The sequence below is a fragment of the Roseobacter sp. HKCC-CH-9351 genome (assembly GCF_037830295.1).
Classification (GTDB): domain Bacteria; phylum Pseudomonadota; class Alphaproteobacteria; order Rhodobacterales; family Rhodobacteraceae; genus M30B80.
Map to the genome: position 1 here is coordinate 99,531 of NZ_JBBLYM010000002.1, position 26,346 is coordinate 125,876.

Annotated in this window: 26 protein-coding genes and 2 tRNA genes; 15 read left to right on the forward strand and 13 right to left on the reverse strand. The window is 56.6% G+C overall.

The genetic code is table 11. The features are described from left to right. Positions 1–2: 2 nt before the first annotated feature. From AAC632_RS10690 to AAC632_RS10700, 3 genes are all read right to left on the reverse strand, one after another. Complete coding sequence (locus AAC632_RS10690; protein WP_317655233.1) at positions 3–533, reverse strand: division/cell wall cluster transcriptional repressor MraZ; 531 nt, start codon at positions 531–533, stop codon at positions 3–5. 217 nt (positions 534–750) lie between these two features. Beyond that, a complete protein-coding gene (locus AAC632_RS10695) occupies positions 751–1,023 on the reverse strand; it encodes a hypothetical protein (protein ID WP_340298869.1) in 273 nt (90 codons plus the stop codon). A 75-nt stretch (positions 1,024–1,098) separates the two neighbouring features. Next, complete coding sequence (locus AAC632_RS10700; RefSeq protein WP_340298870.1) at positions 1,099–2,226, reverse strand: Mrp/NBP35 family ATP-binding protein; 1,128 nt, start codon at positions 2,224–2,226, stop codon at positions 1,099–1,101. A 294-nt stretch (positions 2,227–2,520) separates the two neighbouring features. On the opposite strand from AAC632_RS10700, the gene AAC632_RS10705 reads away from it, so the two are divergent. Next, a complete protein-coding gene (locus tag AAC632_RS10705; RefSeq protein WP_340298871.1) occupies positions 2,521–2,742 on the forward strand; it encodes a DUF1127 domain-containing protein in 222 nt (73 codons plus the stop codon). Positions 2,743–3,045: 303 nt separating this feature from the next. Here AAC632_RS10705 and AAC632_RS10710 read toward each other — a convergent pair whose 3' ends face one another. Next, a complete protein-coding gene (locus tag AAC632_RS10710; protein ID WP_340298872.1) occupies positions 3,046–5,478 on the reverse strand; it encodes an ATP-dependent helicase in 2,433 nt (810 codons plus the stop codon). A gap of 112 nt (positions 5,479–5,590) precedes the next feature. On the opposite strand from AAC632_RS10710, the gene AAC632_RS10715 reads away from it, so the two are divergent. From AAC632_RS10715 to AAC632_RS10730, 4 genes are all read left to right on the forward strand, one after another. Next, on the forward strand, positions 5,591–6,742 hold the full coding sequence (locus tag AAC632_RS10715) for an alpha-hydroxy acid oxidase (protein ID WP_340298873.1): 1,152 nt from the start codon (positions 5,591–5,593) through the stop codon (positions 6,740–6,742). 55 nt (positions 6,743–6,797) lie between these two features. After that, positions 6,798–7,190, forward strand: a complete 393-nt coding sequence (locus AAC632_RS10720) for a hypothetical protein (RefSeq protein WP_340298874.1) — start codon at positions 6,798–6,800, stop codon at positions 7,188–7,190. A 183-nt stretch (positions 7,191–7,373) separates the two neighbouring features. Then, the gene (locus tag AAC632_RS10725) at positions 7,374–10,817 is read left to right on the forward strand and encodes a pyruvate carboxylase (RefSeq protein ID WP_340298875.1); all 3,444 of its coding nucleotides are present in this window, start codon (positions 7,374–7,376) and stop codon (positions 10,815–10,817) included. A 192-nt stretch (positions 10,818–11,009) separates the two neighbouring features. Further along, positions 11,010–11,084 (forward strand) — tRNA-Gly (locus tag AAC632_RS10730). A gap of 82 nt (positions 11,085–11,166) precedes the next feature. Here AAC632_RS10730 and AAC632_RS10735 read toward each other — a convergent pair. Genes AAC632_RS10735 through AAC632_RS10745 form a run of 3 tightly spaced genes read right to left on the reverse strand, consistent with a single transcriptional unit; the run spans position 11,167 to position 14,631 of the window. After that, a complete protein-coding gene (locus AAC632_RS10735; protein ID WP_340298876.1) occupies positions 11,167–13,155 on the reverse strand; it encodes a TRAP transporter permease in 1,989 nt (662 codons plus the stop codon). A 19-nt stretch (positions 13,156–13,174) separates the two neighbouring features. Continuing rightward, positions 13,175–13,672 carry a DUF1850 domain-containing protein gene (locus AAC632_RS10740; protein ID WP_340298877.1) on the reverse strand — a complete coding sequence of 166 codons (498 nt, stop codon included), beginning with the start codon at positions 13,670–13,672 and terminating at the stop codon, positions 13,175–13,177. Beyond that, positions 13,672–14,631: a TAXI family TRAP transporter solute-binding subunit gene (locus tag AAC632_RS10745; protein WP_340260155.1), complete on the reverse strand. Its 960-nt coding sequence runs from the start codon at positions 14,629–14,631 to the stop codon at positions 13,672–13,674. The genes AAC632_RS10740 and AAC632_RS10745 overlap by 1 nt, the downstream gene beginning before the upstream one ends. Before the next feature lie 255 nt (positions 14,632–14,886). Here AAC632_RS10745 and hisB point away from each other — a divergent pair, with 255 nt between their 5' ends. The 5 genes from hisB to AAC632_RS10770 are packed head-to-tail and all read left to right on the forward strand — an operon-like array spanning position 14,887 to position 17,939. Beyond that, positions 14,887–15,474, forward strand: a complete 588-nt coding sequence (hisB, locus tag AAC632_RS10750) for an imidazoleglycerol-phosphate dehydratase HisB (RefSeq protein WP_317655243.1) — start codon at positions 14,887–14,889, stop codon at positions 15,472–15,474. Between the two features lie 5 nt (positions 15,475–15,479). Next, entirely contained in the window at positions 15,480–16,118 is a 639-nt protein-coding gene (hisH, locus tag AAC632_RS10755; RefSeq protein ID WP_340255342.1) for an imidazole glycerol phosphate synthase subunit HisH, read from the forward strand. 26 nt (positions 16,119–16,144) lie between these two features. Continuing rightward, positions 16,145–16,870 (forward strand): 1-(5-phosphoribosyl)-5-[(5-phosphoribosylamino)methylideneamino]imidazole-4-carboxamide isomerase, encoded by a 726-nt coding sequence (gene hisA, locus AAC632_RS10760; RefSeq protein ID WP_340255339.1) that lies wholly within the window; start codon positions 16,145–16,147, stop codon positions 16,868–16,870. After that, entirely contained in the window at positions 16,870–17,631 is a 762-nt protein-coding gene (hisF, locus tag AAC632_RS10765) for an imidazole glycerol phosphate synthase subunit HisF (RefSeq protein WP_340255336.1), read from the forward strand. The genes hisA and hisF overlap by 1 nt, the downstream gene beginning before the upstream one ends. After that, positions 17,628–17,939 carry a phosphoribosyl-ATP diphosphatase gene (locus AAC632_RS10770; RefSeq protein WP_340255333.1) on the forward strand — a complete coding sequence of 104 codons (312 nt, stop codon included), beginning with the start codon at positions 17,628–17,630 and terminating at the stop codon, positions 17,937–17,939. The genes hisF and AAC632_RS10770 overlap by 4 nt, the downstream gene beginning before the upstream one ends. 153 nt (positions 17,940–18,092) lie before the next feature. Here AAC632_RS10770 and AAC632_RS10775 read toward each other — a convergent pair whose 3' ends face one another. Both AAC632_RS10775 and rlmB read right to left on the reverse strand, forming a co-directional pair. After that, positions 18,093–18,272 carry a hypothetical protein gene (locus AAC632_RS10775; protein ID WP_340255330.1) on the reverse strand — a complete coding sequence of 60 codons (180 nt, stop codon included), beginning with the start codon at positions 18,270–18,272 and terminating at the stop codon, positions 18,093–18,095. Positions 18,273–18,399: 127 nt separating this feature from the next. After that, positions 18,400–19,185 (reverse strand): 23S rRNA (guanosine(2251)-2'-O)-methyltransferase RlmB, encoded by a 786-nt coding sequence (rlmB, locus tag AAC632_RS10780; RefSeq protein ID WP_340255327.1) that lies wholly within the window; start codon positions 19,183–19,185, stop codon positions 18,400–18,402. A gap of 97 nt (positions 19,186–19,282) precedes the next feature. On the opposite strand from rlmB, the gene AAC632_RS10785 reads away from it, so the two are divergent. Further along, positions 19,283–19,366, forward strand: a tRNA-Tyr gene (locus AAC632_RS10785). Positions 19,367–19,396: 30 nt separating this feature from the next. Here the strand turns inward: AAC632_RS10785 and gph are convergent. The 3 genes from gph to AAC632_RS10800 all read right to left on the reverse strand — a co-directional run bounded on the left by gph (position 19,397) and on the right by AAC632_RS10800 (position 22,307). Next, a complete protein-coding gene (gene gph, locus AAC632_RS10790; RefSeq protein ID WP_340255324.1) occupies positions 19,397–20,053 on the reverse strand; it encodes a phosphoglycolate phosphatase in 657 nt (218 codons plus the stop codon). A gap of 205 nt (positions 20,054–20,258) precedes the next feature. After that, entirely contained in the window at positions 20,259–21,527 is a 1,269-nt protein-coding gene (gene clpX, locus AAC632_RS10795) for an ATP-dependent Clp protease ATP-binding subunit ClpX (RefSeq protein WP_317655252.1), read from the reverse strand. A gap of 147 nt (positions 21,528–21,674) precedes the next feature. Then, positions 21,675–22,307, reverse strand: a complete 633-nt coding sequence (locus AAC632_RS10800) for an ATP-dependent Clp protease proteolytic subunit (protein ID WP_340260149.1) — start codon at positions 22,305–22,307, stop codon at positions 21,675–21,677. Positions 22,308–22,467: 160 nt separating this feature from the next. Between AAC632_RS10800 and AAC632_RS10805 the strand changes: the two genes are divergently transcribed. Then, on the forward strand, positions 22,468–23,124 hold the full coding sequence (locus tag AAC632_RS10805) for a class I SAM-dependent methyltransferase (RefSeq protein ID WP_340260148.1): 657 nt from the start codon (positions 22,468–22,470) through the stop codon (positions 23,122–23,124). A gap of 4 nt (positions 23,125–23,128) precedes the next feature. On the opposite strand, the gene AAC632_RS10810 is transcribed toward AAC632_RS10805, so the two are convergent. Beyond that, positions 23,129–24,151: a zinc ABC transporter substrate-binding protein gene (locus AAC632_RS10810; protein WP_340298879.1), complete on the reverse strand. Its 1,023-nt coding sequence runs from the start codon at positions 24,149–24,151 to the stop codon at positions 23,129–23,131. A 96-nt stretch (positions 24,152–24,247) separates the two neighbouring features. Between AAC632_RS10810 and AAC632_RS10815 the strand changes: the two genes are divergently transcribed. From AAC632_RS10815 to AAC632_RS10825, 3 genes are read left to right on the forward strand one after another with little or no spacing between them, the layout of a single operon-like run. After that, a complete protein-coding gene (locus AAC632_RS10815) occupies positions 24,248–24,730 on the forward strand; it encodes a Fur family transcriptional regulator (protein WP_340255312.1) in 483 nt (160 codons plus the stop codon). After that, complete coding sequence (locus AAC632_RS10820; RefSeq protein ID WP_340298880.1) at positions 24,727–25,512, forward strand: metal ABC transporter ATP-binding protein; 786 nt, start codon at positions 24,727–24,729, stop codon at positions 25,510–25,512. The genes AAC632_RS10815 and AAC632_RS10820 overlap by 4 nt, the downstream gene beginning before the upstream one ends. Continuing rightward, the gene (locus AAC632_RS10825; protein ID WP_340260145.1) at positions 25,512–26,303 is read left to right on the forward strand and encodes a metal ABC transporter permease; all 792 of its coding nucleotides are present in this window, start codon (positions 25,512–25,514) and stop codon (positions 26,301–26,303) included. The genes AAC632_RS10820 and AAC632_RS10825 overlap by 1 nt, the downstream gene beginning before the upstream one ends. Positions 26,304–26,346: the final 43 nt, after the last annotated feature.

Sequence of the window (26,346 nt, forward strand, 5' to 3'; positions counted from 1 at the left end):
GATCATACGCCCCCGTCATGATCCATCGCTCCAACACCACCAGCCACGAGGGACAGCGGATCAAAGAACTCGTCACCTTGGGCAAGGCTGTCAATCAGCGCATCAATTTGCGCCTCAGCGTCTTTTGCATCGCTTGGGTTGAGGATGTGAAACTTGTCCCCCATGCCTTGGAACAGCGCCTCGTCGGCAAGCGCGATCTTGTCGCGCGCGGCCTGAGGCAAAACCAAACGGCCCGTGTCATCCACGGTAGTTTCATCACATTTTTGATAATAGAGAAATTCCAAGGCGCGGCGCACAGGCGTGCCCAAGGGCGCGCGGCGGATCATCGCGTCAATTTGGTCGAAGGCGTCGCCAGACAAACATTCAAGGTAATTCTTCGATTTGTCGCCATAGGCAATATAAAGGCGCGGAGACGCGCCCGCCGTGGCCTTGGCATCGGAATTGGCAAGCACACGGCGAAACTTGACCGGAATCGAAATTCGGCCCTTTCCGTCCACCTTGTTCAGGCTCTCGCCCTGAAACCTGCGCTCCACTGCCCTGCCCTCGTTATGGCCCCAATGGCCGTTTCCCCGTCACATCTTCAAACTTTCCCGACCCGTGAAACGACAACGGCGGACCGAGACAGTTTTATGCCCGATCCGCCGCCCTCATCCCGTCATCGGGGGCCGATTGCGCAGCACATCTGGGGGGATGGTCTGCTCGCTTACGCAACGGCGCTTCAGCAATTGAGATGCCTGTATGAACACCTGCCTAGAGTTCTTTTTTGTTATATGCGCCCGCCTGTTTCAGGTTCTGGGCGCGTCTCTTTTGCTGTGTCATCTTTGTCTCATGGAAATATTTCCCAATCAATCCCTTTTTTTGGGAATTTTCCCCAAGATGTGCCTTTAAAGGTCTGAAAATTGCAGCATCTTGTGCCAAAATGGAAAAACCACCCCTGCATGGGGTGGTTTGAAAAATCTCAACCACAATATCTTGATTTTCGGGGCGGCATTCGATTTGGGGCGAAATGGGGGAAATTTCCACCCAACCGCGCCAGATCTCGCAAAATCAGCGCATTTTCGCGCCCAATTACACGAATCACCTTTGGATTTTAGGTGATTATGCCATGCCACCGGCCACAAGACGGGCGGCCAATTGTGCATAGGCCTCGGCGGCTGCGCCCTCGCTGGCTGCAATCGGCGTGCCTGCATCCCCCGCCAAGCGTGTCTCAAGGGAGATCGGCAAAGCACCCAAGAACGGCACGCCCATCTTTTCGGCCTCAGCCGCCACGCCGCCCTGCCCGAAGATATGCGCCTCATGCCCACATTCGGGGCAAACAAAGCCCGACATATTCTCCACCAGACCCAAAACGGGGGTCTGGAGAGTGGCAAACATATCAAGCGCCTTGCGCGCATCCAGAAGGGCCACATCCTGCGGGGTGGAGACAACAATCGCACCTGTCAGCTTTGAACGCTGGCACAGCGTCATCGCCACATCCCCCGTTCCAGGCGGCAGGTCGACCAAAAGAATATCCAATTCGCCCCACTCAACTTGGGTCATCATTTGCTGCAACGCGCCCATCAACATCGGCCCGCGCCAAACAACCGCCTTTTCTTCGGGCAGCATCAGACCAATCGACATGAATGTGACGCCATGATTGTGCAAAGGCACGATGGTTTTGCCATCAGGCGAAGCGGGGCGCTTGGTCAAACCCATCATGCGCGGCTGTGAGGGCCCATAGATATCTGCATCCAACAGACCCACTTTGCGCCCCTGCCGCGCAAGGGCCACGGCGAGGTTAGAAGATAATGTCGATTTCCCAACACCCCCTTTGCCCGATCCAATCGCGATGATCCGCGCAACGCCCTTGGGGTTCATCGGCTCCGATTGCGGCTTGGCATGGCCCCCGATTTTCAGACTTGGGGGGCCATCGGGCGCAGGTTTCGCAGAGTGCGGGGCTTGCTGGGGGGCTTGTTGCGGGGCTTGTGTCGGAGCGGTCAGGGCTATTGAAACGGCGCTCACCCCCGCCTGCGCTTCAAGGGCCTGTTGCAACGCCGCCCGAAACCCCTCGAGAGCCCGCGCCGCCTGCGGCGTTTCTGCTTCGATGATGAATGTGATGCGGCCATCTTGGACTCGCAACGCCCGAACCATATCCCGCGAAATCAGATTTCCGCCGTCTGGAAGGGCAAACTGTGCCAAAAATGCATCAACTTCTGCGCGGGTGATCTGCGACTTTCCGTCCGACATTGGGTGGCAACTCCACGTTTTGGCTCACTCATCCTTATGTCGCGCGGCGCATGCGCGGCTGCAACCCCCTCTTTTGCTCATAAAATAAACAAAAATCACGAAAGTGACAAAATTATGAAATAGGTCAGCATTTGCTATGCATTTGCTGCATAGCAGAATTGATAAGAAGGCCTATTGTGCAATCGCAGCAATTGCCTACATTCATCCGTGTCAGGCCAACATGGCTTGGAACCAAAGCGCCTCGGATAACCCAAAAGCGCGAGCGGTTATGAATATGAACTAAGGAATACTGAAATGGCCTATCTTGCCACACGCCACGCACCGAGCTTGAGCTTCGCCGAACGTCTGGGGGAAATAAAATCCCACCTGACCGCAGCGATCAAAGCCCGCCGCGTCTATCAGCGCACATTTGATGAGCTGAATAGCCTGAGCGACCGCGAGCTGGCCGATTTGGGCATCGCGCGCAGCAACCTGCGCAACATCGCCCTTGAGGCTGCTTACGGGCGTTACGCCTGAAACACGGGAACATCTCTCGCTTCTCCTCCTCCCTTGAAGCGCGGGATTTAGCGGGAACCACTTCCTCCTCCCTTAGTGGTTCTCGCAAGAACAAGGGTCAAAAGACCCGCAAGGACGCGCCCCTCCCCCTCCCTTGGGGCCGTATCACGGCAAGGATCCGCTCCTCCCTTAGAATCCGCGCCGCCACAACTGCGCCCTCTTCCTCCTCCCTTGGGGGTGTGGTTGAAAAAAAGAAGCGGTGATGCCTCCTCCTCCTTTGGCATCACCGCTTTTTTATTTTCGAAATGCTAAGATCAGCTGCGTTTAAAAGGGCTGATCGCCCGCGCTGTCCGCCGCAACAACAAAGCGCGCCACCACTTTTTTCACGCCTGCCTTGTCAAAAGCCACATCAAGCTTGTCACCCTCAATCGCGGTAATTGCCCCATAGCCAAATTTTTGGTGAAAGACGCGCTCGCCCAGATCAAAAGGAACCGTTGCCGCCTCGTCAAAACCCGCGCGCTTGCTTTCGCGGGGTTGGCTGAGGCCATATTCCCCCTGTCGCGCCTGTAAGCGCCGCCACCCAGGTGAATTATAGGCATCTGCCTGCGCTGCGCGGTCTGGCAGGTTCGATGCGATCTGCATTTGAGAAACAGGTGACGCAGACTGCTCCATTCCGTGGCTTTGATGACCATAAAGGCCCGGCGGGGTCAAAATCTCGACATGGGCTTCGGGCAATTCATCGATAAAGCGCGAGGGCATCTGGCTTTGCCATTGGCCATAAACACGACGATTGCCAGCAAAGGAAATGGTGCATAGCTCCTCGGCCCGTGTGATACCCACATAGGCCAAGCGGCGCTCCTCCTCTAATCCTTTGATCCCTTCTTCATCCATCGCACGCTGGCTTGGGAACAGGCCGTCTTCCCAACCTGGCAAAAAGACTGCGGGATATTCCAGACCCTTGGCCGCGTGCAAAGTCATCAAAGTGACCTTGGCCTGACCATCATCTTGCTCATTATCCATGATCAGGCTGACATGTTCGAGAAAGCCTTGCAGGTTTTCGAATTGCTCAAGCGCCTTGACCAATTCCTTGAGGTTCTCAAGCCGCCCTGGGGCCTCGGGGGTTTTATCGTTTTGCCACATGGCAGTGTAGCCCGACTCCTCCAAAATCGTTTCGGCCAATTCGATATGGCTCAGCCCTTCGGGGTTTTCGCGCTCGATCAGATCATCGGGGGCGGGGCCTACAACCACACCCTCGCGCAATAGATTGCGCCAATGGGCGATCTGCAGCACGAAACGGGCCAATTTCTTGCCCCCCTTGCCGCCAATCGCGCCACTTTCCACCGCCATTGCCGCCCCTTGCAAAAGGCTGACACCATTTTGGCGGGCGATCTCATGGATGGTGGCCTGTGCCTTGTCGCCAAGCCCGCGTTTGGGGGTGTTCACAATCCGCTCAAAGGCCAGATCATCTTCAGGGCTGATCACGAGGCGGAAATAAGCCATGGCATCACGAATTTCCAACCGCTCGTAAAAGCGCGGGCCACCGATGACGCGATAGGGCAGGCCAATGGTGAGGAAACGATCTTCAAAGGCGCGCATCTGATGCGAAGCGCGCAGGAGAATGGCAATTTCCTCGGGGCCGATTGCACGCAATCCGCGCGTGCCAATGCCAAGCGCCTCAATCTCCTCGCCGATCCAGCGGGCCTCCTCCTCGCCATCCCAGTGGCCGATCAGACGCACAGGCGCGCCATCCTCGCCTTCTGTCCACAACTCCTTGCCAAGACGCTGCGAATTGCCCGCGATCACCGCAGAGGCGGCTTTTAGGATATGGCCAGTCGAGCGGTAATTCTGCTCAAGGCGGATCACGGCGGCCCCTTTGAAATCTGCCTCAAAGCGCAGAATATTACCCACCTCGGCCCCACGCCATCCGTAGATGGATTGGTCATCATCCCCCACCACGCAAAGATTGGAATGCCCCTGCGCCAAAAGACGCAGCCATAAATACTGGGCCACATTGGTGTCTTGATATTCATCAACCAAAATAAAGGCGAATTGGCGCTGATATTGCTGCAACACATCGTCATGCGCCTGAAAGATGGTTACCACATGCAACAGCAAATCGCCAAAATCGCAGGCATTCAGTGCCGCAAGCCGCTGTTGATAAAGCGCATATAGCTTTGGCCCCTTGCCGTTGAAGGCCCCACTTTCGGCGGCGGGCAGCGTATCGGGACGCCAGGCGCGGTTTTTCCAATGATCGATGATCCCCGCCAACATCCGTGGCGGCCAGCGCTTCGCGTCAATGCCCTCGGCCTCGATCAATTGTTTCAGCAGGCGGATTTGATCATCCGTGTCCAAAATCGTGAAATTGGATTTCAGCCCAACCAATTCGGCATGGCGGCGCAACAGTTTAACGCAGATCGAATGGAACGTTCCAAGCCACGCCATGCCTTCGGTTGGATGACCAAGGGCCGCGCTGACGCGTTCGCGCATCTCGCGCGCGGCTTTATTGGTGAAGGTCACGGCCAGAATACTGCGCGGCGTGGCGCGGCCGGTGGAAATCAAATGTGCAATCCGCGCGGTCAAGGCGCGGGTTTTCCCCGTGCCTGCGCCCGCCAACATCAACACGGGGCCGTCCAAGGTTTCTACGGCCTTGCACTGCTCTGGGTTCAACCCCTCCAAATAGGGCATGGGCCGCAGGGCAGCGGCCCTCTGCGACAGGGGAACGGTGGCGGCAAGGGTGTTATTTTCAGAACTGCTCATGAGCGGAACCATAGCGATATTCGCGCGGCTCGAAAAGATATGTTCTGTAATTGTTCGCAAAACCTTATGTCAGGGTTTACAAGGGTTAAATTTTGCGCACAGGATCGCCGCCATGACGCAGTTTCACAGCCGCTATCCCGCCCTAAGCGATCTCAAATCGCGTGCCCGTGCGCGGATCCCGCATTTCGTGTGGGAATATCTCGACAGCGCCACTGGCAGCGAGACCGTGCTGCGGCGCAATCGTGCCGCGCTTGATGCCGTCTTGATGCAGCCCGCAGCCTTGGGCGGGGAAATTACACCTGACCTGTCCTGCCGCCTCTTGGGGCGGGACTATCCCCAGCCCTTTGGCATCTCGCCCGTGGGGATGTCAGGCCTTGTCTGGCCCGATGCAGAGCGGATTTTGGCAGCATCCGCCGCGCGGGCGCAGATGCCCTACTGCCTTTCGACTGTGGCCACCCGCACCCCCGAAGAGGTGGCAGATCACATTGGCAATCAAGGGTGGTTTCAGATGTATCCGCCGCGCGATGCAGGCATTCGGCGCGATATGCTTGCGCGCGCAAAAGGGGCAGGGTTTCACACGCTGGTGTTGACTGTGGATGTGCCTGCAGCAAGCCGCCGAGAAAGGCAGACGCGGGGCGGGCTGACACAGCCCCCGCGCCTCACCCCACGCCTTGCGGTACAGGTGGCGCGCTGCCCGTCTTGGGCATTTGGCACCCTAAAACACGGGATGCCACGAATGCGGCTGATGGATGGTTATGCGCCTAAAGAAATGACGGGCGGCACCCTGCCCTCAACCGCGCATATCGGTTACCTTCTACGCGCCGCCCCAGATTGGGACTATCTGCGCATTTTGCGCGAGGAATGGCAGGGCGCGTTGATCCTGAAAGGCGTGATGGAGTCTGAGGTCGCGGCCCAAGCCCAAACCGATGATCTGGCTGACGCGATTTGGGTATCGAACCATGCGGGGCGTCAGTTTGATGGTGCGCCTGCGGCGCTTGACGCCCTGCGCGCCATTCGCCCCGCCACCACCCTACCCCTCATTTTTGACAGCGGGATTGAAGGGGGATTGGATATTTTGCGCGCCTTGGCCCTTGGCGCAGATTTCGTCATGATGGGCCGTGCGTGGCATTACGCGCTAGGTGCGCTTGGCGCGGATGGCCCTGACCATTTGGTTGACCTCTTGTGCAAAGACATGATTTCAAACATGGCGCAGATTGGCGCGCGCCGCTTTGCCGACCTGCCCGCGCGGCTGGTAACCCTTTAACCAAAGCGGGCAATTGCCCTCGCCGTGCCTGTTAACAAATGTTAACATGGCCTCCATGACCGAGGCTGACCTGATCCCTATTATTTGCGCGATGCTGCTTGGCGGCGAGGCCGAATTGCGCCTGCCCTATAGCTTGAACGACAGTGCCCATTATGTGCGGGTGGATTGCGTCACAGACACCCATGCCATCGAAATCGGGCTGGATGATCGCCGCTCGTCCCTCGACAGTTTGCAACAGGCCTTGTTTTACGGCGCGCTCTTGGATCGCGCGCCCATGGTGATCTTGATCGACACGGACGGGCGGGAAGACCCAACCGAATTTCAGGTTGAAACCGCAGCGCGGGCCATGGGCGTGTCATACCGCGTGATTGATGTGGATTTCCTGATCCGTCTGCAAATGACCGCGCCATTTCGCAACCGCCGCATCAACACTGATCTGACGCAATAATTGTATTTCAAAAGGGCAAAACCACATTTTCACGGCTGATTGACTCTTGCCGCGTTACAGTTAATGCTGCTTTGCAGCAATGACGATAGAACAGATCATAAAAAGTTTTGTGACAGGTGGCCGAACCGCGCGACCTGAGTTTCCTTGCCCCTCCCTTCCGTTTTGACAGCTCAAGGACATGATATGCCCGAATTCAAGAAAATCCTGATCGCCAACCGCGGTGAGATTGCCATCCGCATCATGCGCGCGGCCAATGAGTTGGGAAAACGCACCGTAGCGATCTATGCTGAAGAAGATAAGCTGTCGCTGCACCGCTTTAAGGCAGACGAGGCTTATAAGGTGGGCGAAGGTTTGGGGCCTGTTGCGGCCTATCTGTCGATCCCTGAAATTATTCGCGTGGCCAAAATGGCGGGGGCTGATGCCATCCACCCCGGCTACGGGCTTTTGTCCGAGAACCCCGATTTTGTCGAGGCTTGCGCCGCGGCGGGTATCACCTTTATTGGCCCCAAGGCCGACACGATGCGTGCCTTGGGTGACAAGGCCAGCGCGCGGCAGGTGGCGATTGCCGCAGGGGTGCCCGTGATCCCCGCCTCCGAGGTTTTAAGCGATGACATGGCCCGCGCCCGCGAAGCCGCGCGCGAAATTGGATATCCGTTGATGCTGAAGGCCTCATGGGGCGGCGGCGGGCGCGGTATGCGCCCAATCCTTGGCGAAGACGAGCTTGAAACAAAAATCCGCGAAGGCCGCCGCGAGGCAGAAGCCGCCTTTGGCAATGGCGAGGGCTATCTTGAAAAGATGATCACCCGCGCGCGCCATGTTGAGGTGCAGATCTTGGGCGACAGCCATGGCAATATCTATCACCTCTTTGAACGCGATTGTTCGGTGCAGCGGCGCAACCAAAAGGTGGTTGAACGTGCCCCTGCCCCCTATCTGACCGAGGCGCAGCGCAGCGAGATTTGCGAGCTTGGTCGCAAGATTGCGGCCCATGTGGGCTATGAATGCGCGGGCACTGTTGAATTCCTAATGGATATAGACAGCGGGAATTTCTACTTCATCGAAGTAAACCCGCGCGTGCAGGTGGAGCATACTGTGACCGAGGAGGTCACAGGCATTGATATCGTGCGCGCCCAGATTTTGATTGCCGAAGGCAAAACCCTGCTTGAGGCCACAGGCGTAGCGGCCCAAGATGAGGTCACGCTTTCGGGCCATGCCATTCAGTGCCGCGTGACAACCGAAGACCCAACCAACAATTTCATTCCCGATTATGGCCGCATCACCGCCTATCGCGGGGCAACAGGGATGGGCATCCGCCTTGATGGCGGAACGGCCTATTCGGGCGCGGTCATTACGCGCTATTATGATAGCCTCTTGGAAAAAGTGACGGCATGGGCCCCCACTCCCGAGGCCGCGATTGCGCGCATGGATCGGGCCTTACGCGAATTTCGTATTCGCGGGGTTTCGACCAATATCGCCTTTGTCGAAAACCTGCTCAAACACCCAACATTTTTGAATTACGAATATACAACGAAATTCATCGACACCACGCCGGAACTGTTTGACTTTGCGCCGCGCCGCGACCGCGCAACCAAAATCTTGCGCTATATTGCGGATATTACGGTGAACGGGCATCCTGAAACGGTTGGCCGCCCCCGCCCTGCGGCTGATCTTAAACCACCGCGCGCGCCGCGTGTGGGAACCGACCCTGTAACCGATGGCACAAGGCAGCTGCTTGAGCGTGAAGGCCCGCTTGCGGTTGCCAAATGGATGAAAGATCAAACACGGCTTTTGATCACCGACACAACCATGCGCGATGGCCACCAATCGCTGCTTGCGACACGGATGCGCTCGCATGATATGATTCAAGTGGCCCCTGCCTATGCCGAGAAACTGCCGCAGCTGTTCAGCGTAGAATGTTGGGGCGGGGCGACATTCGATGTGGCCTATCGTTTCTTGCAGGAATGCCCATGGCAGCGCCTGCGCGATATTCGTGCGAAAATGCCCAACATCATGACGCAGATGCTTTTGCGCGCCTCGAATGGTGTGGGCTACACGAATTACCCTGACAATGTGGTGCAAAGTTTCGTCAAACAGGCGGCGCTGTCGGGTGTCGATGTCTTTCGCGTCTTTGACAGCCTCAACTGGGTTGAAAATATGCGCGTGGCAATGGATGCGGTCGGTGAAACAGGCAAAATCTGTGAAGGCACGATTTGCTACACGGGCAACATCCTTGACCCCAATCGCGCGAAATATGACGTCACATATTATGTCGATATGGCCCGCGCGCTTGAGGCCGCAGGGGCGCATGTTTTGGGCCTTAAGGATATGGCGGGATTGTTGACGCCAGCCGCGGCATCGGTGCTGATCCCCGCCTTGAAGGATGCGGTTGATCTGCCCATCCACTTCCACACCCATGACACGGCAGGTGTTGCCTCTGGCACCATTCTGGCGGCCAGTGCGGCAGGTGTTGATGCGGTCGATTGTGCCATGGATGCCCTATCGGGCAATACCAGCCAAGCGACCCTTGGCACGATTGTGGAATCCTTGCGCTATACCGAACGCGACACAGGTCTGGACATCGCGGCAATCCGCGAGATTTCAGACTACTGGGAGGCGGTGCGCGCTCATTATTTGGCCTTTGAATCAGGGCTACAGGCCCCTGCATCCGAGGTCTATTTGCACGAAATGCCAGGTGGCCAATTCACCAATCTCAAGGCACAGGCGCGCTCCATGGGCCTTGAAGAACGCTGGCACGAAGTTGCGCAGATGTATGCGGATGTGAACCAAATGTTCGGCGACATTGTCAAAGTGACGCCATCCTCCAAAGTGGTCGGGGATATGGCCCTGATGATGGTGTCCCAAGGTCTGAGCCGCGCCGATGTGGAAGACCCGCAGAAAGACGTCTCTTTCCCTGATAGCGTGATCGACATGATGCGCGGGAATTTGGGCCAACCCCATGGTGGCTTCCCCCCTGCAATTGTGGCGAAGGTTCTCAAAGGCGAGGCACCAAATTTCGAGCGGCCCGGCAAGCATCTGCCCCCCGTTGATCTAGAGGCCAAGCGCAAGGAATTGGAAGCTACACTTGATGAGGCGGTCGATGATGAAGACCTTAACGGGTATTTGATGTATCCCAAGGTCTTTACCGATTACGCCATGCGTCACGCTGATTACGGCCCTGTGCGCACCTTGCCTACAAAAACCTTTTTCTATGGGATGGATGTTGGCGAGCAAATCGAAGTCGAAATTGATCCAGGTGTGACGCTGGTTGTGCAATTGCAAGCAGTTGGGGACACAAACGAAGAAGGTGAGGCCAAAGTCTTCTTTGAATTGAATGGCCAACCCCGCACCATCCGGGTGCCAAATCGTAAAGCCGCCGCAAGCAGCACCAAACGCGCCAAGGCCGAAGGCGGCAACCCTGCCCATATCGGCGCGCCTATGCCGGGGGTTGTGGCCTCAATCGCCGTGTCAAACGGGGCCGAGGTCAAGGCAGGCGATCTTTTGCTGACCATCGAGGCGATGAAAATGGAGACAGGCCTGCACGCGGAACGCAATGGTCGAATCAAATCTGTGCATGTCACCCCCGGCGCACAAATTGACGCAAAAGACCTTCTTATCGAGTTCGAGGCCTAAGAGATTGTTGCGGCGCTGTGGATAGTGCCGCAACATCCCCCGCCCTGTGGCCACAGCCTTGTGGCGGGGATTTTCCTAGCCTAAAATCAGGTCAAAAATGCGCATGTCAAATGACGTAAAAAAAAACGCGCGCATTGTGGACTTTCCCCCTTGCAAACCCCGATCCATGGTCATAGAACCCCTCTTCAAAGAGCGGGCGTAGCTCAGGGGTAGAGCATTACCTTGCCAAGGTAAGGGTCGTGAGTTCGAATCTCATCGCCCGCTCCAATCTTCAAAATCGAAGATTTCAGAAAAAATTTCTCTCGATTTCGAGAGAGTTTTTTCTTGTGTCATGATTAGACACAACCACTTAGGTTTTTGCCTGATATGGGTGCTGCTCGGCCTGCCACCAGTTGAGCCCCAAAAGCGCAAGGATCGCAACAAGACCCAGTGCCTCAACCATGGCCGATGACCAAAAGACCGCAACAATCGGAGGGATTAGCGCCGCACGGTGCCAAAGCGCCATGGTGGTGAAGAGGAACCCTTCAAGGACGGCGGCAAAGGCCACGATCCCCGCGAGCGCCAAGATGCCTGCAAAAACAACCATATGCAGCGGGCCACCAAGGATGATCTCATCATTATAGACCATGAAGAGCGGGATCAAATAGAGGCCCTTTGCGTATTTCCACGCCTGAAAACTGGTCTCCATCGGTTTTGATCCTGCAATGGCCGCGCCTGCAAACCCTGCCAATGCGACAGGCGGGGTGACGTTGCTGTCTTGGCTATACCAAAACACAACTAAATGCGCGATCAACAGCGGCACGCCAAATTCCGTGGTCAAGGCAGGGCCGACCAAGATAATCAAAACGATATAGGCCGCGGTGACAGGCAGGCCCATGCCAAGGATCAAGGAGGCCAAGATCACGAGGATCAACGCCAAGAACAGATTACCGCCTGAGAAGGCCAACATCATGGCCGAGAATTTCAGACCCAACCCTGTGAGCCCGACAACCCCCACAATCACCCCCGCCACGGCGCAGGCGACTGAAACGGCAACCGCGTTGCGCGCCCCAAGTTCAAGCGCCTCAAGGGTCAAGGCCCCGCCACGTTTGCACAGGGCGAAAAAGCCTTCGACACTGGGCGCGTCCCTTGAAAATGTCCAAAGCGCGCGTGCCGCTGCCGCCGCCATTACCGCCACAATCGCGTAGAACCCCACCCGCATCGGTGAATATCCTGCCACCAATAAAAAGATGAGCGCCACAAGCGGGAAGATGAAATGCCACCCTTCGCGCATCACTTGGCGCACGCTGGAGAGTTCTGCAGCAGTCAAGCCTCGCATCCCCTGTTTGACAGCCGCAATATGCACAAGCAGGTAGACGGCCCCAAAATAGAGAAAGGCCGGGAAAATCGACACCAACACGATGTGAACATAGGGCAATTGGGTAAATTCGCTCATCAAAAAGGCGCCTGCCCCCATCAAGGGCGGCATGATCTGCCCGCCCGTTGAGGCAGCGGCCTCTACCCCGCCTGCTTGGGCAGGGCGATAGCCCAGTTTTTTCATGAGGGGGATTGTGAAGGCCCCAGTTGTGACCACATTGGCGATGGCCGATCCCGAGATAGACCCCATCCCCGCAGAGGCGACAACCGCCGCCTTGGCAGGCCCGCCGCGCTGACGGCCTGTTGTCGCATAGGCCAGATCAATAAAAAATTTGCCTGCGCCCGTCACCTCAAGGAAAGCGCCAAAGAGAACGAATACGAAAATAAATGTCGCGGCCACACCTAAGGGGATGCCATAAATTCCTTCAGCCCCCAAAGTCATCTGGCTGGCCAAGCGATCCAAGGAATAGCCACGATGGTTAAGGATACCGGGCATGAAATCTGCCAAAAACGGCAATTCTCCGCGCGATCCCGCAAAGGCATAGAGCAAGAACACGCCCGCGATCACCATCATCACCCAACCCACCGCGCGGCGCGCAGCCTCAAGCACCAAAAGAACGGTCAAAACCCCCATTGCAACATCGATGTCGCGGGGAAAGATTTGATTTGCGATTGTGTCAATGTTCACAGGCACCCAAGCCCCAACCGCTATGGAGGCGAGAATGAGAAGGCCGTCTATCGCATATTCTGAGGGACTGCGCCCTTTGGCGCGGCCACGGGGCGGATAGATCAAGAAACACAGAACAAGGATAAAACCCAAATGGATGGGCCTTTGATAGAACAGCCCCAAAGGTTGAACACCCGCGGCGTAAAGCTGAAACAGCGACAACGCGATGCCCACCACTGCGATTAAGCGCAGGATCAATTTTGGTTCATCCGCGTCTTTTGGGCCAATATCCGTGATGTCGATCTGATCTGCCATACCCCAAATCCTTTTTTCGTTACGGGATCAGCGCAATGCGCACCCGCTGATGTTCTGCCATGCGCGAGAGCGAGATTTCAGTCGCGCCCGCGTGGATACGGTGATCCACCGTCATCGAACCCGGCCTCAAGATATAGGCATTGCCTGCTACAGGCTCGTTAATGTCTTTAATGATATAACCGCCCTGCCCGTCAGAGATTTGTCGACCCCGGCCAATGATATGGTCAAGACCCGCGGCAAAATCTGGCAGATGCGACCAAACAAGCACCATTTGCCCGTTCTGCATCGCGTAGCAATCTTGCACTTCAAACCCTTTGACGGAATGCCGCCACAACACGCACCATTCTGCGGGGTCAGGCAGGACAATTTCGACCAATAAAGTGCCAGTGTCGGCCAAACTCACCTCAAGCGATGTAGCGCGACTGGTCTGCGGCAATAGGAACAGCGCCACCCCTGCGATCAAAGAGAAAAAAGGGGCAGCGCAGATGCGCCACCCCTTTGCATTACGCCCTAACATTAGGGGCGCATACGGTCAGGAATTGTTGCGCCTGTTTCTTCGTAATACCGAATTGCACCAGGATGCAGCGGGATCGGAGAGGCCGACAATGTGAAGCTGATCTCAGTCTGATTTGCAGCAGGATGCACGGCGCGTAGATCTGCGACGTTTTCAAACATCGCCTTGGTGATCTCATAAACAGTGTCATCACTCATCTCAGAGGAAGCAACCAAGACGTTGGGAATACCCAGACCGGGTACCGGTTCATCAACACCCTCATAAATGCCGCTCGCCAGTGCGGCGCTGGCGAAAATCGGATTAGCCGCTTGTGCCGCAGCAATCTCTTCTTCGCTGAGGGCAATCATGCGGATCGAATTGGTAGTGGAAAGGTTCAGAATTGACGATGTTGGTGCACCGACCGAGAAGAAACCTGCATCAATATCGCCATTAGCCAATGCATCTGCGGTTTCGTTAAAGTTCAGGCGCTGCTCGTCAATGTCATCATAGGAAATGCCATTGGCGGTCAAAATAGCCTCTGCGTTAACTTCGGTGCCCGAACCGGGCGCGCCGACTGACACGCGCTTGCCCACCAGATCATCAAGCGTGGTGATGCCGCTATCGGCCAAGGTCACGATCTGAACGAGGTTTGCGTAAAGAACCGCAACGCCGCGGATCATCTCAAGCTGCTGACCTTCAAAGCGACCTGTGCCTGATTGCGCCTGAAACACAGTATCGGCCAAGCCAATCGCGAGATCCGCGTCCCCTGTGGCCACAAGGCCCATATTTTCGACTGATGCGCCGGTCACTTCGGCTGTTGCAGAATACCCATCAACGTAATTGTTGATCACCTCAGCCAAACCACCCCCCATGGGATAGTAAACGCCGCCCGTGCCGCCTGTGGCGATGGAAAGCTGCTCTTGCGCCGCAACGGGGCTTGCGAGCAGGGCCAAGGCAAAGGCCAGTTTGTGCGTGTGTTTCATCCGATTTCCTCCCTAGACAATTAACGGTGTGATGGAGGGTAATTTAAGGTGATGGGGCAAGTGATCAAATATTAATTTCGCTCTGGTTTTCCGAGAGCCCCGAACCAATGGGCGGAAAAGGACGCATCTGCCCGAGATTTGCGTGTCAGAACCGACACATCGCGTAAATTTGTCCCGCGCATTGGCGGGCTTGGCACGAAAGCCACATCCGCCTATAAGCCCCCTGTGACACAGCACACGATAAGGATACGCCCCATGCGCCGCGCAAAGATCAGCCGCAGCACGACCGAGACATCCATTGAGGTTGAGATCAATCTCGATGGCACTGGTGCCTATGATGTGAAAACAGGGGTCGGCTTTTTTGATCACATGGTCGAACAACTGGCTCGCCATTCGATGATCGATATCACTTTGCGCGCGCAGGGCGATTTGCACATTGATGACCACCACACAGTCGAGGATAGCGGGATCGCGCTTGGTCAGGCAATTGCCGAGGCTGTTGGCGACAAGGCTGGGATTCGCCGCTACGGTGCCTGCCTTTTGCCGATGGATGATGCCTTGGTGCGGGCGGCCCTTGATCTGTCGGGGCGACCCTATCTGGTATGGAATGTGGCCATGACAGCCCCCAAAATCGGCACATTCGACACCGAACTTCTGCGCGAATTCTTTCAGGCGCTATCCACCCATGGGGGGATCACCCTGAATATTGCACAGCTTGACGGGGTCAATAGCCACCACATTGCAGAGGCGGCCTTTAAGGCCGTTGCCCGTGCGCTGCGCGAAGCGGTGGAAGAAGACCCCCGCCGTGCGGGCGCAATCCCCTCCACCAAGGGCAAGCTGTAATCGCCGTGACCACCATTCTGATTGATTACGACAGCGGCAATCTGCATTCGGCGGAAAAAGCCTTTCAACGCATGGCGCGCGAAACGGGCCAAGGCATGGTGCGGGTCAGCAACCGCCCCGAGGATGTGGCAACAGCCAGCCGTATCGTCTTGCCAGGCGATGGGGCGTTTCCCGCCTGCCGCCGCGGCCTCGCCGCGATTGACGGGCTGGAGGAGGCGATCGTCGAAGCGGTGACCAAACGCGCTATTCCCTTTTTGGGCATTTGCGTGGGGATGCAAATGTTGGCCAATGAGGGCCATGAATATGAAACCGTCACAGGCTTTGGCTGGGTCGCGGGCAATGTGCGCAAGATCGCACCTAATGATCTCGCCCTCAAAGTGCCACATATGGGGTGGAATGATCTGGTCATCGACCAACATCACCCCGTTTTAGAGGGTATCGCCACAGGCGCGCATGCCTATTTCGTGCATTCCTATCACATGGAGATGCGCGACCCCGCCCATCGTTTGGCCCATTGTGACTATGGCGGCGATGTCACCGCAATTGTGGGCCATGCCAATGTGATCGGCACGCAGTTTCACCCGGAAAAAAGCCAAGAGGCGGGGTTGCGCCTGATTGCAAATTTCCTCAATTGGGCGCCGTAATCTCGCTTAGAAAGACCAAAAATAAGATGATCCTTTATCCCGCAATTGACCTTAAAGATGGACAGGCCGTGCGCCTTTACAAAGGCGAAATGGAACAAGCGACCGTGTTCAACGACAACCCTGCCGCGCAAGCGCGCGCCTTTGTGGACGCGGGGTGCGAATATCTGCATTTGGTTGATCTTAATGGGGCTTTTGCAGGCACGCCCATTAATGGCGCTGCGGTTGAGGCAATTTTGGCGGATGTCGATGTGCCAACGCAGCTTGGCGGGGGTATCCGCGACATGGCCACGATAGAGATGTGGCTTACGCGCGGCATATCGCGGGTCATTCTTGGCACCGTGGCCGTGGAAAACCCCGATTTGGTGCGCGAAGCCGCGCGCCACTTCCCCAATCAAATCGCTGTGGGTTTGGACGCACGCGAGGGCCGTGTGGCCACCCGTGGTTGGGCCGAAGAAACCGATATCATGGTGACCGATCTGGCCAAATCCTTTGAGGATGCAGGCGTGGCCGCGATTATCTACACCGACATTAATCGCGATGGCGCAATGGCTGGCCCAAATATCGAGGCGACCGAGGCCTTGGCGCGCGCAACCACACTGCCTGTGATTGCCTCGGGCGGTGTGTCATCATTGGCTGATCTCATCGCATTGCGCGACACAGGCGTAATTGCAGGCGCGATTTCGGGCCGCGCGCTCTATGATGGCGCGATTGATCTAGCAGCGGCCTTGGCCGCGTTGCGTGAGGGCGCGTAATGCTCAAGACACGGATCATCCCCTGCTTGGACGTGGCCGATGGCCGCGTGGTGAAGGGTGTGAATTTCGTGGATTTGATTGATGCAGGCGACCCTGTCGAACAAGCCCGCGCCTATGATGAGGCAGGCGCGGATGAGCTGTGTTTCCTAGACATCCATGCCACGCATGAAAACCGCGGCACCATGTATGATCTGGCCACCCGCACCGCGGAGCAATGTTTCATGCCACTGACCATAGGTGGTGGGGTGCGCACAGTGGAAGATGTCCGCAATCTGCTTCTGGCAGGCGCCGATAAGGTCAGCTTTAATTCCGCGGCTGTAGCAGACCCCGATGTGGTGGCCCGCGCGGCAGATAAATTCGGCAGCCAATGTATTGTCGTGGCCATTGACGCCAAAACCGTCAGCCCAGGCAAATGGGAGATTTTTACCCATGGTGGGCGCAAACCCACGGGGATTGATGCGGTGGAATTCGCAAAACTGGTCACCCAAAAAGGCGCAGGCGAGATTTTGCTGACCTCGATGGATCGGGACGGCACTAAATCGGGCTTTAACCTGCCCCTCACCCGCGCGGTTTCTGACGCGGTGAATGTGCCCGTGATCGCCTCAGGCGGGGTGGGGAATTTGGATCACTTGGTCGAAGGGGTGACCATCGGCAAGGCAAGTGCGGTTTTAGCCGCCTCGATTTTTCATTTCGGAACCTATACGATTGCCGAAGCCAAGGCGCATATGGCCAAGGCAGGCATCCCAATGAGGCTGACATGAGTGATATTCTGATCCAATTGGCGAAAACGATTGAAGCCCGCAAAGGCGCCGATCCCGAAAGCAGTTGGACAGCAAAACTCCTGTCTAAAGGTCCCGAAAAAGCCGCCGAGAAATTCGGCGAAGAGGCGGTTGAAGCCATTATCGAGGCCGTAAAGGGCGACAAGGCGGCGCTGACACGGGAGGCCGCCGATGTGATTTATCACTTGATGGTCATGCTTGCCGCGCGCGATGTTGCGCTCTCAGACGTCCTTACAGAGCTTGAGCGCCGCACAAGCCAAAGCGGGATTTCCGAGAAAGCCAACCGCTGAAAAAAACGCCTGCGGGCCAAAGGCGCGCAGGCGATAAGGTACGGAACGAGGGACAGTAACATTGGCCAACATGGCGTTCCGAAGCCACGTTGGCATGTGTTAAAGATATGAATGCACAGCGCGCGAAAAAGACCCGCCCACGAATTTGTGAGATCAGTCGAGGATGTCTTCGACCAGATCAAAAATCTCGCCAAAGGCCTTTTTCCAAAGCTTCTTCTTTTTCTTCTGAGCGGATTTCTTGCGTCCTTGGCCAAATTCTGTAGCGGGGCGCGGTTTTGGCAGCGCATATTTCGCTGACCCGCTTGGGGGTTTCAGCGCCTTCATTTCATGCAAAGGCGCGCCACATGATCCACAGGCCAGTTAATGCCCACCTCGGGCGGTTAGTTCCAGAACCGTGCGCCGCCCGCAATAGCAGCAGGTGGCAATTTTGCGATCATGGGGCATTGGCACCCCCTCCTCATTACGGTTTTGCTCTTACCGCATATAGGGAGACTGCCGCCGCATTTGAGACATTGAGCGATCCAAACTCGCCCAAAAAGGGGATTTTGACCAAATGGTCGCACAACTCGCGGGTGCGTTCCCGTAATCCTGGCCCCTCGGCCCCGAGAACCAAGGCAAGGGGGCGATCCCGATATTGATCTGCGATGCTGTCAATCTCATCCTCAGCCTCGCCTGCAAGGCCGAGGCAGATATACCCCATCGCCTTAAGTTCTTCTATCGCATCGCCAAGGTTTTTGACCCGCAGATAGGGTTGCCGCTCCAACGCGCCCGAGGCCGTTTTGGCAAGCGCGCCTGTTTCGGGCGCGGCATGGCGGGCGGGGGCGATCACCGCACGCGCGCCGAAAACTTCGGCCGAGCGTAGGATTGCACCGACATTATGCGGGTCTGTGACCCGATCCAGCAGCAACAGCCGCGCGGGCCCGTGACCATCCGACAACGCCAGATCAGCCAGACTGCCCCAATCGAGCGCCTTAACCTCGAGGGCTGCCCCTTGATGGACAGATTGCGGATCAAGCGGCGCGTTGAATTTGCGCGGATCCACTAATTCTGGCTCAATCGCGGCCATTGCAATCGCATCGGCCAGTTTGTCATGTGCGTTTTTGGTAACAATCAGGCGCAATTTCTGCCGCGCAGGATTCATCAGCGCATCTCGCACCGCGTGCAGTCCAAACAGCCAAATCGTAGCGGCCGCAGCCGCCTTTGCGCCGCGTTCCTTTTCCACCACCCATATTGGTTTTTTTGCCATGGCTGACCTTGATCACTCTGCGCGAAAAACTGCAAGCCAAAAGCGCGCATTTGCCCTTGACCCTGAGGCCTGTGGCGGCTATCCCGCCTCTCGCGTCGGGCGACGTGCTGCAAGGTGCGGCAGCGGACTGTAACTCCGCCGGGGAGACCCATGCCTGGTTCGATTCCAGGGTCGCCCACCATTTTCCCCCTCATGGAATTGGTGGTTTGGCTTAGGCCTCACAGGCCAAAATTGCCTGAATTTGCGCGGCCATATCGCGGTGATGGCTGAAGGTTGCAGCGCGCTCCATCTCGGCCAAGCGGCCATGATTATAGCCCTCCGTGTAGAGCAAAAACGGCACGCCTGCCGATTTGGCGGTCAGGGCATCGGTCATGCTATCGCCCACATAGATCATAGGCGAAACCCCAAGCGCCGCAATCACGGCCTGCAAAGGGGCGGGATCTGGTTTGCGCTGCGGCAGGCTATCGCCTGCGATGACATGATCGAAATAGCCGTCCAGATCGAAATGCGCCAAAACCGATTGCGTGGGCAGCAGCGGTTTATTGGTGCACAGGCCCAAACGATGCCCGGCGGCGCGCAAATCATCAAGCGCGGCCACTGCGCCCTCGTAAATTACGGTGTGATCATGCGCCTCGACATAGACCTGTTGAAATCGGCGGTGGCGCGCCTCAAACCCCGCCTCAGGCAGGTTGCGCAGCTTTGACATCCGCTCGACAAAGACGCGCGCGCCATTGCCTATAAATGACTTTGTCTCATCAAGGCTGATGGGGGCGGCCCCCTCCTCGGCCAAGACGGTATTGGCGGTGGCGCAAATATCAGGCGCCGCATCAATCAGCGTGCCGTCTAGGTCGAAAATGATCGCCGCCATTTGCCCCTGTCCTATTCCCTTGCTATCTGCCCCCTCTATCGCAGCGCGAAACGGCCTTGCCAAGGGCAGCATGGTGATTTGCCCCGTGACAGCGCAGAGAAAGGGGCGTGAGGCGCGGGCCTTGTTCGATCAAAAAAACCTGCCCCGAAAGGAGCAGGTTATTCGAAACAGACTGCGCAATGCAGGCTATTGGATGCGCTGAACCTTAACCTGCCGAGGAGGCGGCCTCATCCTTTTTGCGATCCGCGTAGATCATCAGGGGCTGAACGTCTGACGTCACGGCCTCATCATTGACCACAACCTCCAACACGCCTTCCGCGCCTGGCAATTCAAACATGGTATCAAGCAGGATATCTTCCATGATTGACCGCAGGCCGCGTGCACCCGTCTTACGCTCAATCGCACGCTTGGCAATCGCACTCAGGGCGTCATCGGTGAATTTCAGCTTCACATCTTCCAGTTCAAAAAGACGCTGATACTGTTTCACAAGCGCGTTTTTCGGTTCGGTCAAAATCGTGACCAAAGCCGCCTCATCAAGATCGGTCAGCGTTGCGATCACGGGCAAACGGCCCACAAATTCGGGGATCAGGCCGAATTTCAACAGATCTTCTGGCTCAAGTTCCTTGAACATTTCACCGACACCGCGGCTGTCATTGTCTTTGACATCGGCGCCAAAACCGATGGCCGACCCTTTGCCACGCTGCGCGATGATTTTTTCAAGACCCGCAAAAGCGCCGCCGCAGATGAACAAGATATTGGTCGTGTCGACCTGCAAAAATTCCTGCTGCGGGTGTTTGCGGCCCCCTTGGGGCGGAACGCTTGCAACCGTGCCTTCCATGATTTTCAGAAGGGCTTGCTGCACCCCCTCGCCCGACACATCACGGGTGATGGAGGGATTGTCAGATTTACGCGTGATCTTATCAACCTCGTCAATATAGACGATGCCGCGCTGCGCACGATCCACGTTATATTCAGAGGCCTGCAATAGCTTGAGAATGATGTTTTCGACATCCTCACCCACATAACCCGCTTCGGTCAGGGTGGTCGCATCAGCCATCGTGAACGGCACGTCCAAGATCCGCGCCAAGGTTTGCGCAAGGAGGGTCTTGCCGCAGCCAGTCGGGCCGATCAGCAAGATATTGGACTTCGCCAATTCAATCTCGGATTTATCCGAATGATTGAGGCGTTTGTAGTGATTGTGAACCGCAACAGACAGCACGCGCTTTGCATGCTCTTGGCCGATCACATAGTCATCGAGAACCGCGCAAATGTCGCGCGGGCTTGGCACGCCGTCAGTGGATTTCAAGCTTGAGGATTTCGTCTCCTCACGAATGATATCCATACAAAGCTCAACGCATTCATCGCAAATGAACACTGTCGGGCCTGCAATAAGTTTGCGAACCTCGTGTTGGCTTTTGCCGCAAAACGAGCAGTAAAGCGTATTTTTCGAGTCGCCACTGGCGGAATCTGCCATCTCAATCACCTTCGAACGGTTCGGCAGGAACGGCCCCTGCCGCAAACTATCTGAGCCTGTTTCATCTTTGGCTCTTAGCGTAGAACAGCAAAACCGCCACCACAACGCCAAATTGCATCAGGCGAGGTCATATCTGCCCCGCCCGTGCTATTCTGATTTCTCTTCCAAGGCTGCGCGGCTTTCCACGATCTGGTCAATCAGGCCCCAAGCCTTGGCTTGTTCGGCATCCATGAAATTGTCGCGCTCAAGCGCCTCGACCACTTTTTCGAATTTCTGGCCCGTATGTTTCACATAGATCTGGTTCAAGCGATCTTTCAGCTTTTGCGTCTCTTGTGCATGGATCATGATATCGGTCGCCTGACCCTGATACCCGCCTGAGGGCTGGTGCACCATGATGCGGCTATTGGGCAGGGAAAAGCGCATGCCCGCCTCGCCTGCGGTTAGCAAAAGCGACCCCATCGAGGCAGCCTGCCCCACCACCAAAGTCGAGACCTTCGGTTTGATATATTGCATGGTGTCATAGATCGACAGGCCAGATGTCACCACGCCGCCGGGGCTGTTGATATACATCGAAATCTCTTTTGAGGGGTTTTCGGCCTCAAGGTGCAAAAGCTGCGCCACGATCAGGCTCGACATTCCGTCATGGATGGGGCCAGAGATGAAAATGATCCGTTCTTTCAGAAGGCGCGAGAAAATGTCATAGGCCCGCTCCCCGCGCGAGGTTTGCTCGACCACCATAGGCACAAGCGTGTTCATGTAGGTATCAATCGGATCTTTCATGGTGCATCCTCAACTGGGGTTAATTGCTGATTTGGCGCTGTATCATCGAAGTGTTACCAAGAGTCTTAGTCTTGCAGGACAGGGGCTGCAAGGGTGGCACGCTTGACTTGTTGCCATATTCGCGCAATGCCGCAGACAAGATTTACGGGGAAATATCACAATGGCCAGACCTAGCGCGACCACGCTCGAATCCGAATGCACCGCAGAAGAGCGCGCACTTTTGATGGAAACCTTGAAAAATTCTGCATTTTCAGGGGCGCATTTGGAAATTGGCACCGCGGCGGGCGGCACGTTGAAAGAGATGATGGGGCAATACGCGCCCGATGCGCGCCCAGATTTTTTTGTGATTGATCCGCTGACCTATTACCCCGATCAAGAAAATATCATCACCCGCAACCTGATATCGGCGGGGATTGACCCCAATCTGGTCACCTTTTGGAAAGGTGTGACCCAAGATTTCATCGATCCTGCCCGCGCGTCAGGGCAGATGTTTGATTTCGTTTTCATTGATGGCGACCATCGTCACTATTACGTCACTGTTGATTTGCAATGGGCAGATTGCGTCACCAAAGGTGGCGTTATTGCCCTGCATGATCACGGCGCGGCATTCCCCGGCGTAGGATGGGCGATTGACACATTCCTCGCCCATAATTCCGATTTCAAAATTGAGGCACGCGCAGGCAGCCTGACGATCTTGCGCCGCATTGCGGTCACCAAGCGCCCCGCCGTCACCGCAGCGGATTTGCGCCATGCGCGGCGCGTCCATCTGATGTTCCGCTGGAAGCGCAGCCTCAAAAAGCGGCTTGGCCTACGCTAGGCCATTAGCCCTTGCAGCCCGAAATACCTGTCGCCAAATCCTGCAAAAGCGCGGGGTAGAAATCGACACCCGCGGGGATATGCCCGCCATATGGGTCAATCACCGCGATTGAGACAGGGGCCGCATCGGCCACGGCGCTCAGGATATCTGGGTCGAATTGTGGCTCTGCAAACAGGCATTCAACCCCCTGCTCGGCCACAATCGTGCGAATTTCAGACAGGCGCGCCGCCGAAGGGGCGCTTGCATCTGACAGGCTAATGGCCCCTTGCGCGGAAATATCAAACGCATCTTCAAAATATTGATAAGCGTCGTGGAACACGATGAAAGCGGGCGGCGGCGTTGCCGCAAAATCCGCCTCGATTTGATCCGCGAGCTGTTCGACCTGCCGCGCGGCATTTGTCGCATTTCTGCGATAGGTCTGTGCATGGTCGGGGTCTGCCGCCGCCAATTCCTCGGCAATCGCGGTCAGCCACAGAACGGCATTGTCAGGATCAAGCCACGCATGAGGATCAATCGCGCCATCATGCGCATGGTCTTCGTGACCCCCATCTTGGTGATCATCATGCCCGTGGTCGTCATGCCCGTGGTCGTCATGATCATCGTGACCTTGGTCATCATGGCCGTGATCATCATGATCATTGTGGCGATGCGCCTCAAAACGCGCATCTTCGCGAATGGGCAAGAGATCCGTCTGCGGCACCGACAAAAGCGCCATCTCTTTCCCCGCCCCCGCAAGATCAGCAATCACCCCCGACAAGGCGGGTGAAAGGCCGGCCCCAATCCAGACCACCAAATCAGCCTCTTGCAGCGCGCGCGCCTGCGAAGGGCGCAAGGAAAAGTGATGCGGACTGGTGGCTTGGTCAATCAACAAATCAGGCACACCAACCCCCGCCATGACCTGTGCCACAAGCGAATGCACGGGGGCGATATCTGTTACAACCCTCGGCACCTCTGCGACCGCCGCAGACGGCGTTGCCGCTGAAAAGGCGCAAATCACACCTGTGCCAAGTAAGAATCTCATAGACATCAGCGCACCCTCATGATTAGAACGGGGTGAGAGTTAGTAGATATGTTATAACATATCAATACTGAAAATCGGCAACATGAAAGGTTATGCGCGCCAATGTCGCAAAACCAATTCCACGACCACGACCATCAAGGCTGCATCGCCTCGGCGCTTGCCGCCGCCGAAGCACGATGCGCCACAGAAGGCCTGCGCCTGACAGCGCAGCGTAAACGTGTCTTGGAAATCCTGCTTGAGGAGCATCGCGCCCTTGGGGCCTATGATATTCTGGCGCGACTTTCGGCCGAGGGGCAGAATGCCCAACCCCCTGTGGCCTATCGCGCGCTTGATTTCCTGGTCAGCCATGGCTTTGCGCATCGCATTGAGCGCCTAAACGCCTATATCGCCTGCACCCTGCCCGATGAGGGGGCGCATATGCCTGCCTTCATGATTTGTCGCAACTGCGATATGGTTGCAGAAACGGGCGGGCCTGAGGCAGAATTGGGGCTGGTGAGCGAGGCAAAAAATTTGGGCTTCGCGGTTGAACGCAGTTCGGTCGAATTGGAAGGGCTCTGCCCCGCCTGCCGCGAGGCACGGCCATGAACACACCTATAAAACGGCCCCTGATCAAAACCCAAAATCTGCGCCTGAGCCAAGCGGGGCGCGTGGTGTTGGATCATGTGAATTTTGAGATTGCCCTTGGTGAAATCGTTACAATCGTGGGGCCGAACGGATCGGGGAAAACCTCGCTTTTGCGCGCCTTGATTGGGGCGTTGCAGCCTGAGCGGGGCATAATCACACGGGCCGAAAATTTGCGCATAGGCTATGTGCCGCAAAAGCTGCATATTGACCGCAGCCTGCCTGTGACTGTGGCGCGGTTTTTGTCGATGCCGCGCCGTCACAGCCCCGCAGAAATTGCAACCGCCTTGCATCAAGCGGGTTTGCCCGATTTGGGCGCGCGGCAGATGACCGAATTGTCAGGGGGGCAATTTCAGCGTGTCCTGTTGGCCCGCGCCATTCTTGACAGCCCGACCTTGTTGATTTTGGACGAAGCCACACAAGGGCTGGATCAACCGGGTTCTGCCGCCTTCTACACCCAAATCGAAGATCTGCGGCGCGAGGTAGGCTGTGCGGTTTTGATGGTCAGCCATGAATTGCACGTTGTGATGAGTGCCTCGGATCGGGTGATTTGCCTCAACGGGCATATCTGCTGCGAAGGCCGCCCCGAAACAGTTGCAAGCGCGCCTGAATATCGCGCGCTTTTTGGAACGGGCACGCATGGGGCATTGGCCCTGTATCGGCATGAACATAGCCACAGCCATGATCACGATCACGATCATGGCCATGCTCACAGCCGCGAACATAGCCCCGAAAAGGTGCAATGATGCTGGATGATTTCATGATCCGCGCCGCCCTTGCGGGAGTCGGTGTCGCTGTGGTTGCGGGTGTTTTGGGCTGTTTTCTGGTTTGGCGGCGCATGGCCTATTTTGGCGATGCCACGGCCCATGCCGCGCTGTTGGGGGTTGCCATCTCGCTTGCGTTGAACCTGTCGATTTTCACAGGGGTTCTGTTGATCTGCCTGATCGTGGCCTTGATGGTGACAAGCCTATCGGAACGCTCACTCGGTCTTGACAGCTTGCTTGGCACCTTTGCCCATGCGGCGCTTGCCATTGGCCTTGTAGCCGTAAGCCTAACCAAAGGGGTGCGTGCTGATTTATCGGCCTATCTTTTTGGTGACATTCTGGCGGTTAGTCGTGCTGATTTGGCAGTGATCTGGCTTGGTGCGGCGGTGGTTTTGGTGCTGATCCTCAGCCGTTGGCAGGCGCTGTTGACTGTGACGCTGTCGCCTGAATTGGCCCATGCCAGTGGCATTGCGCCACGGCGTGAGAATATGCTGCTGACCCTTGCACTTGCCATCAGCGTGGCTGTGGCTATCAAGGTGGTGGGGGCGCTGTTGATCATTGCATTGATGCTCATCCCCGCTTCAGCGGCACGGCCCTTGGCCCGCAACCCAGAAGGGATGGCCATTTTGGCCTCGCTGATTGGGGTGGTATCGGTGGCGCTTGGACTTTGGGGATCATTCGCCTATGACACCCCCACAGGGCCAAGCATTGTCTGTGCAGCCGCCCTGTTCTTTGCGCTTTCTGCCCTTATTGGGCGGGTGCGCATGGGTTGAACCTTGCCGCGCTTCGCGGCAATGTCGGCCATATGTTTTTTGC

Bases quoted from the DNA above. Each gene is read 5' to 3' on its own strand.
- AAC632_RS10700 (WP_340298870.1), bottom strand. From the start codon at position 2,226: ATGTCGGACGGAAAGTCGCAGATCACCCGCGCAGAAGTTGATGCATTT.
- AAC632_RS10705 (WP_340298871.1), top strand. From the start codon at position 2,521: ATGGCCTATCTTGCCACACGCCACGCACCGAGCTTGAGCTTCGCCGAA.
- AAC632_RS10710 (WP_340298872.1), bottom strand. From the start codon at position 5,478: ATGAGCAGTTCTGAAAATAACACCCTTGCCGCCACCGTTCCCCTGTCG.
- AAC632_RS10715 (WP_340298873.1), top strand. From the start codon at position 5,591: ATGACGCAGTTTCACAGCCGCTATCCCGCCCTAAGCGATCTCAAATCG.
- AAC632_RS10720 (WP_340298874.1), top strand. From the start codon at position 6,798: ATGACCGAGGCTGACCTGATCCCTATTATTTGCGCGATGCTGCTTGGC.
- AAC632_RS10725 (WP_340298875.1), top strand. From the start codon at position 7,374: ATGCCCGAATTCAAGAAAATCCTGATCGCCAACCGCGGTGAGATTGCC.
- AAC632_RS10735 (WP_340298876.1), bottom strand. From the start codon at position 13,155: ATGGCAGATCAGATCGACATCACGGATATTGGCCCAAAAGACGCGGAT.
- AAC632_RS10740 (WP_340298877.1), bottom strand. From the start codon at position 13,672: ATGTTAGGGCGTAATGCAAAGGGGTGGCGCATCTGCGCTGCCCCTTTT.
- AAC632_RS10745 (WP_340260155.1), bottom strand. From the start codon at position 14,631: ATGAAACACACGCACAAACTGGCCTTTGCCTTGGCCCTGCTCGCAAGC.
- hisB (WP_317655243.1), top strand. From the start codon at position 14,887: ATGCGCCGCGCAAAGATCAGCCGCAGCACGACCGAGACATCCATTGAG.
- hisA (WP_340255339.1), top strand. From the start codon at position 16,145: ATGATCCTTTATCCCGCAATTGACCTTAAAGATGGACAGGCCGTGCGC.
- hisF (WP_340255336.1), top strand. From the start codon at position 16,870: ATGCTCAAGACACGGATCATCCCCTGCTTGGACGTGGCCGATGGCCGC.
- AAC632_RS10770 (WP_340255333.1), top strand. From the start codon at position 17,628: ATGAGTGATATTCTGATCCAATTGGCGAAAACGATTGAAGCCCGCAAA.
- rlmB (WP_340255327.1), bottom strand. From the start codon at position 19,185: ATGGCAAAAAAACCAATATGGGTGGTGGAAAAGGAACGCGGCGCAAAG.
- gph (WP_340255324.1), bottom strand. From the start codon at position 20,053: ATGGCGGCGATCATTTTCGACCTAGACGGCACGCTGATTGATGCGGCG.
- clpX (WP_317655252.1), bottom strand. From the start codon at position 21,527: ATGGCAGATTCCGCCAGTGGCGACTCGAAAAATACGCTTTACTGCTCG.
- AAC632_RS10800 (WP_340260149.1), bottom strand. From the start codon at position 22,307: ATGAAAGATCCGATTGATACCTACATGAACACGCTTGTGCCTATGGTG.
- AAC632_RS10805 (WP_340260148.1), top strand. From the start codon at position 22,468: ATGGCCAGACCTAGCGCGACCACGCTCGAATCCGAATGCACCGCAGAA.
- AAC632_RS10810 (WP_340298879.1), bottom strand. From the start codon at position 24,151: ATGTCTATGAGATTCTTACTTGGCACAGGTGTGATTTGCGCCTTTTCA.
- AAC632_RS10815 (WP_340255312.1), top strand. From the start codon at position 24,248: ATGTCGCAAAACCAATTCCACGACCACGACCATCAAGGCTGCATCGCC.
- AAC632_RS10820 (WP_340298880.1), top strand. From the start codon at position 24,727: ATGAACACACCTATAAAACGGCCCCTGATCAAAACCCAAAATCTGCGC.
- AAC632_RS10825 (WP_340260145.1), top strand. From the start codon at position 25,512: ATGCTGGATGATTTCATGATCCGCGCCGCCCTTGCGGGAGTCGGTGTC.